Raw genomic sequence first — 12,963 nt, forward strand, 5'->3', positions numbered from 1 at the left:
AGTTTTATAAAAATGCTAATTTATTTATATATTTTCTATTTAAACTAAGGCTTTTCCTTACTAAAACTAAGGATTTTTAATAATTAAATAGATTCTTTATACTACATAAATAAGATTGTATTTTTTAAAAAAAAATTATTGCAGACTCATAAAATAGTACTGTTTTTTTTTAAGTTAAAACATTGCAAAAATTAAATTACTCTAAACAAATCTCTCCCAAAACCCATAAATAATCCGTTCTATTTTTCACAAAATCCCTCTCAGAAATATCAATAATTTTCACATTAATATCTGTTTGATTTTTTAAGAACTCCAAATATCCTGCGTTTATTTTTTCTAAATAACTATCTGTGATATTTTGCTCATAATCCCGTTCCCGTTTTTTAATATTTTCCTGTAATCGTTTAGTATTTTGGTATAAATAAATATACAATTCTGGTTTTGCTATATCCTTATACATTAAGTAAAATAACTTTCTGTAAAGCTTAAACTCTTCACCTTCTAATGTTACTTTTGAAAAAATTAGTGATTTAAAAACATCGTAATCACTAACAATAAAATCTTTAAATAAATCTAATTGAGATAGGTCATCACTAATTTGCTGATAACGATCTGCAAGAAAAGACATTTCTAAAGGAAAAGCATAACGTTGCGCATCATCATAAAACTTTGGCAAAAACGGATTATCTGCAAAACGCTCTAAAATGGATCTTGCATTAAAATCGTATGCTATTTTAGTAGCCAAACTAGTTTTTCCAGCACCTATATTTCCTTCAATTGCTATATAATTATACTTTGAAAAATTAAAAGCTTTACTTGGGTTTTTTAACCAGATTTTAATAGGTTCAATAACAGAAGTATCATTACATTCTTTTAATAAAACAGATACCTCCTTATTAAATTTTGTATGATTAAACTTTGATGCAATATCATTCAAAGGTTGTAAAACAAACTTACGCTTAGTCATTTCTGGATGTGGCACTTGCAATATTTCTGTATCAATAATCTCTTTTTCAACAAAAATAATATCTAAATCAATAATACGTGCTTCATAACTTTCTCCTTGCTTACGCTCTCTACCTAAATCTGACTCAATGACTAATAATGCTTTCAAAACTATTTCAGGATCTAATAAAGATTCTAAAATCAAACAAGCATTAAAAAAATAATCACTCTCGAAACCAAACGCAGGTGACTTGTACACTTTAGAAATCAGTCTAATATTTCCAATTCTAGCATAAATTAAATCAATGGCATCTTGTAGGTTCTTAAATTTATCACCTTTATTACTACCTAATGCTATATGGAATGTTGTTGGTTGTTTCATAAATTTCAAACTCATTTTCAATTAAAAAGAAAAACGAGTTATTGGCAAAATAACTAAAACAATTTTTATTCCTTTATATTTACCGAACGTATTTATTCACATTTATAAATGAACTTAAAAGATAAACTTGCTGCCCAACGTATTTACATGCTTTTAGGAGCCTTATTTATTACCTCATTAGTGGTTTCAAACCTTATATTTCAGAAATTTTTCTATTGGTATCCTTTTGATATTGAAATTTTTGGAAGTAAACTCTTTGAAATCTCTGTAGGCATACTTCCTTATCCAATTACTTTTTTAATTACCGATTTAATAAGTGAAATTTATGGCAAAAAACGCGCTAATGAAGTGGTTATAGCAGGTATTTTTGCTTCTTTATTTTCACTTTTAATTATCTATGCTTCTAATACTGTTTCTGCAACCACTTGGTCGCCTGTAGACAACAACATGTTTTCTACTGTATTTGGAAACACAGTCCTTGCTGTTTTTGCTAGTATGATGGCATATTTATTTGCACAATTTGTAGATATTCAAATTTACCATTTTTGGAAACGCCTAACCAAAGGTAAACACTTATGGTTACGTAATAATTTTTCAACATTTTTATCGCAATTTGTAGATACATTTACAGTAGTCGGTCTTTTATGTTTATTCGATATTATTGCTTGGGATAAATTCTTAGGCTTGCTAATTTCTGGTTTTCTATTTAAAGTACTCATTGCCCTTATCGACACTCCTTTCTTATATTTAGGTGTTTACTTATTCCGTAAGCGTTTCAAATTAAAAATTAACGAAGAAATAGATTTACTATAAATTCTCAATATAAATTAACATTAAAACAATGCATTTTTGGTCTTTTAGTATCATTTTTGCGTATATATTTTATAATAAAATTCCGCGAAAGCGAAAAACAATTATACCCAAATGAAAAAAGTTTTTAAAATTATAGGCATTACATTACTTATTATAATAGCTCTTTTAATTGCTATTCCTTTTATTTTTCAAGGACAAATAAAAGATATGGTTAAGCGTGTTATAAACGAAAACCTAAATGCTAAAGTAGAATTTAGTGATGTTAACTTAAGTTTTTTACAAAGTTTCCCCCAAGCTCATGTTAATGTAAACGATTTAGTGATTACTAATTTTGATCCTTTTAAAGACGAAACATTTGCTTCTATTAAAAATATCTCTTTCACCATGTCTATCACAGAGCTATTAAAAACGGCTAGTGAAGATCCAATTGTAATAAATAGTATTTATGTTAACGAAGCTTTATTAACTTTAAAAACAGATAAATTTGGAAATGCTAATTACGATATTTCTAAAGAAACAGAGAATACTCCTGTTGAAACCGAATCTGAATCTGCTGCTTTTTCATTAAATATAAAAGATTACAAAATTACCAATAGTGCACTTACCTATATTGATGAAACATCTAAAACTATAGCACATATTACAGAACTTAATCATGAAGGAAATGCCATAGTTTCAACTGAAACATCAGAACTTGATACTAAAACTAGAGCAAATATTAGTTTTAGTTTAGATAGTACTAATTATTTAAGTAATAATCCTGTTAAATTAGACGCTCTAATTAATTTAGATTTAAAAAACAGCAAATATACATTTAAAGACAACAAAGCAGTTATTAATCAACTTCCTTTAGAATTTCATGGTTATGTAAAACTATTAGAAGATGCGCAGGAGATTGACATAACCTTTGAAAACCCTGGATCTACTTTTAAAGATTTCCTTGCTCTGATTCCTGAAGCATATTCAAAAAACATTGACGGTGTTGAAACCTCCGGTGGTTTTAAAATAAAAGGTATTGCAAAAGGTTTAATTTCAGAAAATACTATTCCTAAATTAAACATTAGCTTTACCTCAAATAATGCCGCTTTTAAATATCCAGATTTACCAAAACGCGTTGAAAGTATTGTAATAAATACATCTATAAAAAATACAACAGGAAACGTTGACGATACTTATATTGATATAAATACTCTTAATTTTAAAATTGATGAAGATGTTTTCAAATCATCTACCTCTTTAAAAAACATAACTAAAAATATGCTTGTTAATGCTAATATTGACGGCGCTTTAAATTTAGCAAACATAACCAAAGCTTACCCTTTAGAATTAGAAAATACGCTTACTGGTATTTTTAAAGCAAAACTAAACACGGCTTTCGACATGAATGCTCTTGAAACGAATGCTTACGAACGCATTAAAAATAACGGCTCTGCGAGTATTAGTGATTTTGTATTTTCTTCGGAAGATATTGTAAACCCTATTCATATTTCTGAAGCAAACATGACATTTAGCCCAGAAAAAGTTTCATTAAGCAATTTTAAAGCAAAAACAGGAGATAGTGATTTAAACGCAAATGGTTCTATAAAAAATCTACTAGGTTTTTTATTGAGTGACAACACCTTACAAGGGAATTTTAATGTGAATTCAAACTTGTTTAAAGTGAGTGATTTTATGACTGAAGATGAAGCTGCTCCTACAGACAACAAAACCACAAGCGATGACGAATCACTAAAAATTCCAGCTTTTTTAGATTGTACAATTAACGCTGACGCAAAAACAGTTGTTTATGACAATTTAAATTTGAAAAATGTTAAAGGCGCTCTTTTAATTAAAGATCAACAAGCTACACTTAAAAACATGACATCTAATATATTTGATGGTGCAATGTCTATTAATGGAAATGTTTCTACAAAAAATGAAACACCAACTTTCGGCTTTGATCTTGGCGCTAATGGGTTTGACATTGCTAAATCTTTTAAAAGCTTAGAATTACTTAGAAATCTAGCTCCAGTTGCAAAACTACTTCAAGGAAAACTAAATACTACCATTAATTTATCTGGTGATTTAGATCAAGAATTCACTCCTAATCTAGGTACTGTTACGGGTAAAGCTTTAGCCGAATTATTAACCACTAATATTAATAAAAATGAAGGCGAACTTTTTAGCAAACTTGAAGGCGCTTTAAGTTTTATAGATTTTAGTAAATTAGATTTAAAAGATTTAAAAACAAAACTAAGTTTTGCTGATGGCAAGGTAAGTGTAAAACCTTTTGATTTAAAGTACCAAGATATTGACATTACAGTTTCTGGCGCTCATGGTTTTGATCAAACCTTAGAGTACAGTGCCATTTTTAATGTGCCTGCTAAATATTTAGGAAGTGATGTTAACCGCCTTATTGGTAAAATAAATGATAGAGACGTTGATGATATTACAGTTCCTGTAACAGCGAATATTGGAGGATCTTACACAAGCCCATCTGTAAAAACCGACTTAACAAGCGGTGTCTCAAACCTAACCAAGCAACTTATTGAAATTGAAAAACAAAAACTTCTCAACAAAGGTAAAGACGAAGTAAAAAGTTTAATTGGCAATGTTATAGGAGGAAATAAAGCAAAAACTGATTCTACAAAACAACAAAACAATGCTGTAAAAGATGCTTTAGGTAGTATTATTGGGGGAAATAAAACTAAAACCGATTCTACATCAAACAAAAAAAACACCGTTAAAGATGCTCTTGGTGGTTTATTTGGGAAAAAGAAAAAAGCCAGTAAGTGATATTTTCATGTGTTTAAAATTTTATTCTGTAAGTTTTTATCATGTTTTTCAACAAAACGTAAATGATTATAATTTACTTAATAATTGGTATTATAACAGCTATTGTTAGCGCGCTTCCTTTTGGAGCCTCTAATATAGCTGTTATAAATACTACCTTAAAGCAAAATGCCAAACAAGCCTTTAAAATTGCTATAGCTTCAGGTATAGCAGAAGTCATATTATCTTATTATGCCTTGCACTGCAATACAGTTATTAAAGAATTTTTCAGCGACAACCTTTGGGTTCAAATCACATTAGTCTTTGTCTTTTTTATAGTAGGTGGTTTTTTATTTTTCAAGAAATTCCCTAATGACAAATCTGAAAAAAAACAATTAATCCAATCAAAGTACGTCACAGGTTTTTTACTTGGCATAATAAACCCTCCTGTATTAATTTATTGGGTTATCACTTATGGCATATTAAAAAATAATGATATTGTGCTGTCTCTACAGTCTTCATTTTCTGTATTATTTTTATTTTTCTTTGGCGTCTATTTAGGTAAATTACTAACACTCTATTTTTATAGCAGAATTAGTATTCTAATTAAGAATGAAGTCCAAAACATAGCTTTTATGATTAACAAAGTGACAGGAGTTTTACTAATTAGTATAAGTTTTATTCAAGCTATAAAAATTTATATTACTTAATTTCTTTAATTAAAAACATAATAATGCTTTTTTTATTTCAAAATAGAATGGACATATCATCAGAAATAAAATTCAAAAGCCTACCTTTGCGAATAAATCTTGAATTACATTCTTTTTTAAAGGATGAAGTTTGCTATTTAACGCTTTTAAGCAAAACAACCAAGTTGTTAAATATATTTTAGGAAAATCCTATAGTTTACATAAATCACTTAAAAAACATTCATGTTAAAAATTATTGTTAAAGATGGCGAGAATATAGAGCGTGCCTTAAAACGCTACAAACGAAAACACAGAAACATTAAAGTGATGCAAAACCTAAGAGAAGGTCAGTTTTTCACTAAACCTTCTGTTAAAAGACGTCGTGAAATCCAAAAAGCAGAATACATTCAAAACATTAGAGACAACGAAGAAATTTAATCTTTAATTTTGAAAAAATATTCCAAGTCCCATTCCCAAAATTGTGAATGGGATTTTTTTATTGAATTTTTATATTAACTACAAGCCCTTCATTAGATCTAATATTAAAAACAGTATTATCTTCAAAAATGAGATATTGCCCTTTAATACCTGTTAATTTTCCCGAATATTGCTGTGCTTTAGTAAGATTTAAACTCTTTGGCTTTTCTGGATATTTATTTACTGGGAATTCTAAATTCGTTTCTGTTTTATTTTCAATAAAATAAGCAGCAGCTTCTTCTGGAATATATTGCTTTAAGCGTTCTCGCCATTCTTCTAAATTTTCATCGACAAAATCGTTTTTAAGCATTGTTCTCCAGTTCGTTTTATCTGCCACATAATCTTTTAAAGCCACCTCTGTAACACCTGCTAAATACCTATTAGGTACTTCTACAATTTCAATAGCCTTAATAGCACCTTGATCTATCCAACGTGTAGGTACTTGACTTTTTCTGGTAACACCAACTTTAACGTTGCTAGAATTTGCTAAATAAACAATATGCGGTTGGAGTTGTACTTTCTTTTCATATTCTAAATCCCTATCTTCTTTATCCAAATGAGCTGTACTTAATTCAGGACGCATAATCCAATCTGCAGCTTGAGGTATTTCAAAAAAACAGCTCTTACAAAACCCTTGTCTATAAATTTGCTTATCTAAACTACAATTTAAACACTGGTATTTAACAAAATGAATATCAATATTTTTATTTAATAATTGATTCATATTCAAAAAATCATTTTCAAACACTAAATAGTATTGTATAGGAATAGTAAACTCTGTGTCCATTTTTGTTAAAACACCTTGGTAAGTCATAAAAAAAAGTATTATTTTTAAAATCTTAAAGATAAAATAAATATGCCAATACCTATAGTAAATTCGATTGCTTCTTGGTTTTTAAAAAAACGTTTCCATCAAATAGAATTATTTTTAAAATACCCAAATGAAGTACAAAACGAATTACTATTAAACCTTATAGATATAGCAAAAGACACAGAGATTGGCAAGAAATACGACTTCGTTTCTATAAATAATTATGAAACATTTTCAGAACGCATTCCTATTAAAAATTATGATGGTTGGCAAGACACAATAGAACGTTCTAGACGAGGTGAAAGTAATATTTTTTGGCCTACTCCCATAAAGTGGTTTGCTAAATCTAGCGGAACAACTCGATCCAAAAGCAAATTTATTCCAGTAAGCTCCCAATCACTTGAAGATTGTCATTATGCTGCTAGTAAAGATTTGCTTTGCATGTACCTATATAACAATGAAAACTCTAAACTATTCACAGGCAAGAGCTTAAGATTAGGAGGAAGTAAAGAATTATACAAAGAAAACGGTACTGTATTCGGAGATTTATCTGCTATTTTAATAGATAACATGCCTTTTTGGGCAGAATTTAGCAGTACTCCCAGCAATAGAGTTTCCTTAATGAGCGATTGGGAACATAAAATGCAAGCCATAGTTAATGAAACTATTAATGAAAATGTTACCAGCCTTGCCGGTGTACCTTCATGGATGCTTGTTTTACTTAATAATGTTATTGAAACGACAGGAAAAGATAGTGTTTTTGATATATGGCCTAATTTAGAAGTCTATTTTCATGGAGGTGTAAGTTTCGTTCCGTATAAAGATCAGTATAAAAAAATATTACCAAAAAAAGATTATAGGTATTATGAAATTTATAATGCTTCTGAAGGATTCTTTGCTATCCAAGATCAAAATGATTCCAATGAATTACTATTGATGTTAGATTATGGTATTTTTTATGAATTTATACCCATGAATATTTATGCCACTTCTGAAGAAAAAGCAATTCCATTAAGTGAAGTAAAATTGAATCAAAATTACGCCGTTATTATTACTACAAATGCAGGTTTATGGCGTTATAAAATTGGTGATACTCTTAGATTTACATCTTTAAATCCCTATAGAATAAAAATTTCTGGCAGAACAAAACACCACATAAATGTTTTTGGAGAAGAACTTATTATTGAAAATGCCGAAGATGCATTAAAAAAGGTTTGCAAACGTACCAAAGCAGAAATTGTAGATTTTACAGCTGCTCCTATTTTTATGAAAGGTAAAGAAAAAGGAGCTCATCAATGGCTTATTGAATTTAAAACTCCCCCTAAAGATCTTGATTATTTTAATGAATTGTTTGACAATGCATTAAAATCATTAAATTCAGATTACGAAGCTAAACGCTATAATAATATCACACTTAATAAGCCTCAAATTAATATTGCTCGTGAACATTTGTTTTATGATTGGTTAAAACAAAATAATAAATTAGGTGGACAGCATAAAATACCTAGACTTTCAAATACTAGAAATTATATGGATGATTTACTACGCTTAAATTCGTAAAACGACACTTACCAATCCAAATAGACTCAAAAAACAACGTTTCAACGAATTAAATAACCTTTCATCTTATAAATTAAATCAAATACTAGTCAAAATACTACATTTGATAATTAAACTACAAATGTTCTCTCTATTTTAAATTAAAAAATTAATATCTTAATTAAAAATGAAAAAATTATATTTCATTGTTTTTCTTGTATCAAATATTGTAGTTAGTCAAAATTCTTCAAATTTAATAACAGTTAACAATTTTACGCAATCTCCTAAAGCATCAACAAATGCCAATGAGTCTAGATTTCAAATTTCTGATGCTGGAGCAAATTCCAAATACACCGAAATTGGATCAGGTTTTTTTAGAAACAAATTCATAATGGTAAGTTCAAAAAAGCCAGGTGCTATGGCTAAGATTGACCCCAATACAAATGAAGCGTATAAAGAATTGTTTTGTTTAGACATTAATGACAACGATGGTTCTTTAAGCTTACCTTTGTTGTTTTCTAGAATATTAAACACAAATGATAGTGAGGACCAATTAACTTTCTCTCCTGACCAAAAAACAGTTTATTATACTAGAAGCTCCAGAGAAAACTCAATGGAGTATAAATTATACAAGGCTGATTTAGAAGAAGATTCTCATGGAAATTGGATAAATGAAGAACTGCTAAGTATTAATAAAGAAAATGTTTCTATAGAGAATCCTTTTGTTAACTCTACAGGAGATAAATTGTATTTTTCTGCAAACCTACCTGACACTACTGGAGGTTACGATATATATGTTTCAGACATAGACACGGACGGCACATTAAGTCCTCCTAAAAACTTAGGAAATACAATAAACACCTCTTTAGATGATAAATACCCATCGCTATCAAGTGATAATAAACATTTATATTTTGCTTCAAAAGGACATAATACAATAGGTGGTTTTGATATTTTTTCAAGTAAGATTTCTAACAAAGGTTACAAAACCCCTATAAATTTAGGAAATACAGTAAACACTGACTATGATGAAATTGCTTACTTTGTGGCTAATAATGAGAATAGAGCTTATTTATCTTCAAATAAACAAGGTGTTGGTAATTTTGATGTTTATGCAGTTACTATTAAAGACTTCACGCAAACTCTTAAAGGAAAAATATTAGATATTGAAACTAATACTACAATTCCCAATGCTCTAGTTATTTTAAAGGATGATGAAGGTAACGAAATAGCCCAACAAGAAACGGGAGAAAATGGAGCTTATAGTTTTGATGTAATTCCTTTTGAATCTTATAACATAACGACTTATAAAGACGGATTTAAAGATAATTCTTTTGCCTTTACAGCTAACAAGGATATTAAAACAACTTATACAAAAGATTTATCCATAAAAACTGTTGAACCTATTATAGCTAAATTTAATAGTGAATTAGTAGAGTTAGATAATATCCATTTCGACTCTAACAAATGGGAAATAAGAGAAGAGTCCTTTATTTCATTAAACAAAATTATTGCTATTCTTAAAGAATACCCTGAGACAAGATTAACTATTAATGCCCATTCAGATAATACTGGTAGTGACTCATATAATTTAGATTTATCAAAAAAACGTGCTACATCTGCTATGGATTACTTCATTAATAATAGTATTAATAAAGACCGTATAGAAGCTATAGGCTTTGGAGAAACAAAACCCTTAATAGATTGTAAAAATAGATGCTCTAAAAAGGATTTGCAAAGCAATAGACGCATTGAGTTTGTTATTTTAGATTAATTTAAAAACCTAATATAACCGATATAAATTAAATTTATTAAACCTGAACAATAATATTATTGTTCAGGTTTTTCAGTTTTATATTATATATTCTTTTATTTGAATATCCGTTTTTACTCATAATCCAGTAATTCCAGCTATTACTAGTCTATCGAATAGTTTTTCCTCAAAATATCTTCGATTGAGTTTGTAAACAAATTCGTTTAGGTAGAGTTGTAGGTATTTGCCTTTAATTTTGTGATAATTTCCAAGTAAGTTTCGTTTGGCATTGCTTATGGTAATATGTACCCATTTCAAGGTCTCTTTAGTAGTTTGTTTATCTGATTTTTCACTAATATGTAGTTCTACAAAATCAGCAATATCAACATATGAAGTACTTTTATCAGTAAAAACAATGCTTTGTTCGTCTAAAGACTCTTTAACAGTATCATTTACACCATCAGCCTTATGATCTGTCAGCACTTTGGCTTTAAAGTAGCGACATTGGCGATCCTTCTTGTTGGTTTTCGGGTCTTCTAAGGGAGTGGATTCTGCCATTATCATTACGTTTTGCTTTCCTACTGCACCACGACCTCTTTTTCCTTTTTGTTGCTCTATTTCAGAAGATTCGACCGTAAAATAACCTTCATCCATTTCAATCATACCTTCTAAAGTATAGCGGGCATCTCTGTTACCCATTGCTTTACGAAGTTTATGAACCATCGCCCAGACAGGTTCATACCTTTTTAAACCAAGCTGTTTCTGGATTTCTTTAGAAGAAAATCCTTTCTTGGTAGTAGTCATCAAAAACATTGTCTTATACCATATCATAAAAGATAGATTAGAATTTTGCATAATAGTACCACTTCTCAAAGATGTACGGGCTCTACAAGATTTGCACTCATAGCTCCAAACAGCCTTTATCCAATAGTGATGAGTATGACCACAACGCTGGCATTTAACTCCTATCTTATCTCTTTCTTGCTTAAAATGAGTACGACAAGCTTCTTCACTATCAAAATGGGCGGTAAAACTAAAAATATTCATGACTTGTTTTTTTAACAAAATAAGCATTTTTAATCAATTATTAGTAATTACGGATATTCAATTCTTTTAAGAAGTTTTTGTTAGTCATTTGGATAAGAATTATATTTTTCAATAGATAATAGACTTAACAGCATTTCATTCATTCTTTTTTGAAATTCATTTATACAATATTGTAATCCTCTATCAAAGAGATGTTCAATGGATTTTTCTTCACTCTATTAATACTTTACTATATGTATGGGATAACTTAGCTCTTAGTTCCCCTACTCTACTTCTAAATATACCTGTTTTAAAAGAAGTTTAATAATCTTGCTCAATACCCCTTTTCCAGTTTCAGCGATTACAATATATTTTTAGTGTAACGCTATTTATTTCAGGGCTAGATATTTATACAATAAAAAAACCACACTAATAGCGTGGTTTTATTTATTATCTAGTCAGTCTGTTATTTTCTTATTTAAGAAACAGCTTTTAGTTTTTTTAGAGTAGTTTTAGTTAATTTCTCCTCAGCATAAGCTTTAGTTACATTTAGTTTCTTCTCTGTACTACTAGGCAATTCAAACATTGCATCTGTTAGTATCTCTTCACAAAGTGAGCGCAACCCTCTTGCTCCTAATTTATATTCAATAGCTTTATTTACAATAAAATTTAAAGCACCATCAGTTATAGCAAAATCAATTTCATCCATTTCAAACAACTTTTTGTACTGTTTGATAATAGCGTTCTTAGGCTCTGTAAGTATTGCTCTTAAAGTATCGGCATCCAAAGGATCCATATAAGTTAAGACTGGTAAACGTCCTATAATTTCTGGAATTAAACCAAAATCTTTTAAATCTTTAGGAATAATATATTGCAACAAATGATCTTGATCTACAACATCATCAGACATAGAAGCACTATAACCAACAGCTTGCATATTCAGACGTTTAGATATAACACGATCTATTCCATCAAAAGCACCTCCTGCTATAAATAAAATATTTCCGGTATTAACTTCAATAAACTTTTGATCTGGGTGCTTACGTCCTCCTTTGGGCGGAACATTAACTACAGTACCCTCTAAAAGCTTTAATAAGGCTTGTTGTACTCCTTCACCAGACACATCTCGTGTAATAGAAGGATTATCACTTTTGCGCGCTATTTTATCTATTTCATCAATAAAAACAATACCTTTTTCTGCTTTTTCCAAGTTATAATCGGCAGCTTGAAGTAATCGTGTTAAAATACTTTCTACATCCTCACCTACATAACCTGCCTCTGTTAATACAGTAGCATCAACAATAGCCAATGGTACATTTAACATTTTAGCTATGGTTTTTGCCATTAAGGTTTTACCTGTCCCGGTTTGACCAACCATAATGATATTACTTTTTTGAATTTCAATATCATCTTTTGATGGTGGCTGTAATAAACGTTTATAATGATTATATACAGCTACAGACATCACTTTTTTAGTCATGCCTTGCCCTATTATATACTCATCAAGAAACCCTTTAATTTGTTGAGGTTTGCGAAGTTTTAACTCTGCTGATAAATCACTACTATCACTTTGCTTAGACTCTTCAAGAACAATACCGTGAGCTTGCTCTATACATCTATCGCATATATGAGCATCTAAACCTGCTATTAATAAGTTAGTTTCTGGCTTTTTTCTACCACAAAACGAACATTCCAATTCTTCTTTTGCCATTAATCTTATTTATTTAGGGAATGAAATACCACAAAACCCTCTATAATAATTCTTTAAAATTACAAT

Annotated in this window: 10 protein-coding genes; 6 read left to right on the forward strand and 4 right to left on the reverse strand. The window is 29.4% G+C overall.

From position 1 onward, the window contains the following. Nucleotides 1-196: 196 nt before the first annotated feature. Nucleotides 197-1,327, reverse strand: a complete 1,131-nt coding sequence (gene folK / locus A8C32_RS00990; protein WP_069829145.1) for a 2-amino-4-hydroxy-6-hydroxymethyldihydropteridine diphosphokinase — start codon at nt 1,325-1,327, stop codon at nt 197-199. A 108-nt stretch (nt 1,328-1,435) separates the two neighbouring features. Between folK and A8C32_RS00995 the strand changes: the two genes are divergently transcribed. The 4 genes from A8C32_RS00995 to rpsU all read left to right on the forward strand — a co-directional run bounded on the left by A8C32_RS00995 (nt 1,436) and on the right by rpsU (nt 6,018). After that, nucleotides 1,436-2,140 carry a queuosine precursor transporter gene (locus tag A8C32_RS00995; RefSeq protein ID WP_069828589.1) on the forward strand — a complete coding sequence of 235 codons (705 nt, stop codon included), beginning with the start codon at nt 1,436-1,438 and terminating at the stop codon, nt 2,138-2,140. Between the two features lie 111 nt (nt 2,141-2,251). Further along, nucleotides 2,252-4,915, forward strand: a complete 2,664-nt coding sequence (locus A8C32_RS01000; RefSeq protein ID WP_069828590.1) for an AsmA-like C-terminal region-containing protein — start codon at nt 2,252-2,254, stop codon at nt 4,913-4,915. Between the two features lie 62 nt (nt 4,916-4,977). Further along, the gene (locus tag A8C32_RS01005) at nt 4,978-5,601 is read left to right on the forward strand and encodes a hypothetical protein (protein WP_069828591.1); all 624 of its coding nucleotides are present in this window, start codon (nt 4,978-4,980) and stop codon (nt 5,599-5,601) included. A gap of 222 nt (nt 5,602-5,823) precedes the next feature. Continuing rightward, the gene (rpsU, locus tag A8C32_RS01010) at nt 5,824-6,018 is read left to right on the forward strand and encodes a 30S ribosomal protein S21 (protein WP_069828592.1); all 195 of its coding nucleotides are present in this window, start codon (nt 5,824-5,826) and stop codon (nt 6,016-6,018) included. A gap of 58 nt (nt 6,019-6,076) precedes the next feature. Here rpsU and A8C32_RS01015 read toward each other — a convergent pair whose 3' ends face one another. Beyond that, on the reverse strand, nt 6,077-6,871 hold the full coding sequence (locus A8C32_RS01015) for a DUF2797 domain-containing protein (RefSeq protein ID WP_069828593.1): 795 nt from the start codon (nt 6,869-6,871) through the stop codon (nt 6,077-6,079). Nucleotides 6,872-6,913: 42 nt separating this feature from the next. Between A8C32_RS01015 and A8C32_RS01020 the strand changes: the two genes are divergently transcribed. Together A8C32_RS01020 and A8C32_RS01025 are read left to right on the forward strand one after the other, a co-directional pair. After that, nucleotides 6,914-8,428 carry a GH3 auxin-responsive promoter family protein gene (locus A8C32_RS01020; RefSeq protein WP_069828594.1) on the forward strand — a complete coding sequence of 505 codons (1,515 nt, stop codon included), beginning with the start codon at nt 6,914-6,916 and terminating at the stop codon, nt 8,426-8,428. Between the two features lie 166 nt (nt 8,429-8,594). Further along, nucleotides 8,595-10,181, forward strand: coding sequence for an OmpA family protein (locus A8C32_RS01025; RefSeq protein WP_069828595.1), 1,587 nt, complete (start codon nt 8,595-8,597; stop codon nt 10,179-10,181). Between the two features lie 117 nt (nt 10,182-10,298). Here the strand turns inward: A8C32_RS01025 and A8C32_RS01030 are convergent, their stop codons facing one another. Both A8C32_RS01030 and clpX read right to left on the reverse strand, forming a co-directional pair. Then, entirely contained in the window at nt 10,299-11,207 is a 909-nt protein-coding gene (locus A8C32_RS01030) for an IS1595-like element ISAlg2 family transposase (protein ID WP_069828596.1), read from the reverse strand. 457 nt (nt 11,208-11,664) lie between these two features. After that, a complete protein-coding gene (clpX, locus tag A8C32_RS01035; protein ID WP_069828597.1) occupies nt 11,665-12,897 on the reverse strand; it encodes an ATP-dependent Clp protease ATP-binding subunit ClpX in 1,233 nt (410 codons plus the stop codon). Between the last annotated feature and the right edge of the window lie 66 nt (nt 12,898-12,963).

The sequence above is a fragment of the Flavivirga aquatica genome (assembly GCF_001747085.1).
GTDB lineage: Bacteria > Bacteroidota > Bacteroidia > Flavobacteriales > Flavobacteriaceae > Algibacter_C > Algibacter_C aquatica.

Bases quoted from the DNA above. Each gene is read 5' to 3' on its own strand.
- folK (WP_069829145.1), bottom strand. From the start codon at position 1,327: ATGAAACAACCAACAACATTCCATATAGCATTAGGTAGTAATAAAGGT.
- A8C32_RS00995 (WP_069828589.1), top strand. From the start codon at position 1,436: ATGAACTTAAAAGATAAACTTGCTGCCCAACGTATTTACATGCTTTTA.
- A8C32_RS01000 (WP_069828590.1), top strand. From the start codon at position 2,252: ATGAAAAAAGTTTTTAAAATTATAGGCATTACATTACTTATTATAATA.
- A8C32_RS01005 (WP_069828591.1), top strand. From the start codon at position 4,978: ATGATTATAATTTACTTAATAATTGGTATTATAACAGCTATTGTTAGC.
- rpsU (WP_069828592.1), top strand. From the start codon at position 5,824: ATGTTAAAAATTATTGTTAAAGATGGCGAGAATATAGAGCGTGCCTTA.
- A8C32_RS01015 (WP_069828593.1), bottom strand. From the start codon at position 6,871: ATGACTTACCAAGGTGTTTTAACAAAAATGGACACAGAGTTTACTATT.
- A8C32_RS01020 (WP_069828594.1), top strand. From the start codon at position 6,914: ATGCCAATACCTATAGTAAATTCGATTGCTTCTTGGTTTTTAAAAAAA.
- A8C32_RS01025 (WP_069828595.1), top strand. From the start codon at position 8,595: ATGAAAAAATTATATTTCATTGTTTTTCTTGTATCAAATATTGTAGTT.
- A8C32_RS01030 (WP_069828596.1), bottom strand. From the start codon at position 11,207: ATGAATATTTTTAGTTTTACCGCCCATTTTGATAGTGAAGAAGCTTGT.
- clpX (WP_069828597.1), bottom strand. From the start codon at position 12,897: ATGGCAAAAGAAGAATTGGAATGTTCGTTTTGTGGTAGAAAAAAGCCA.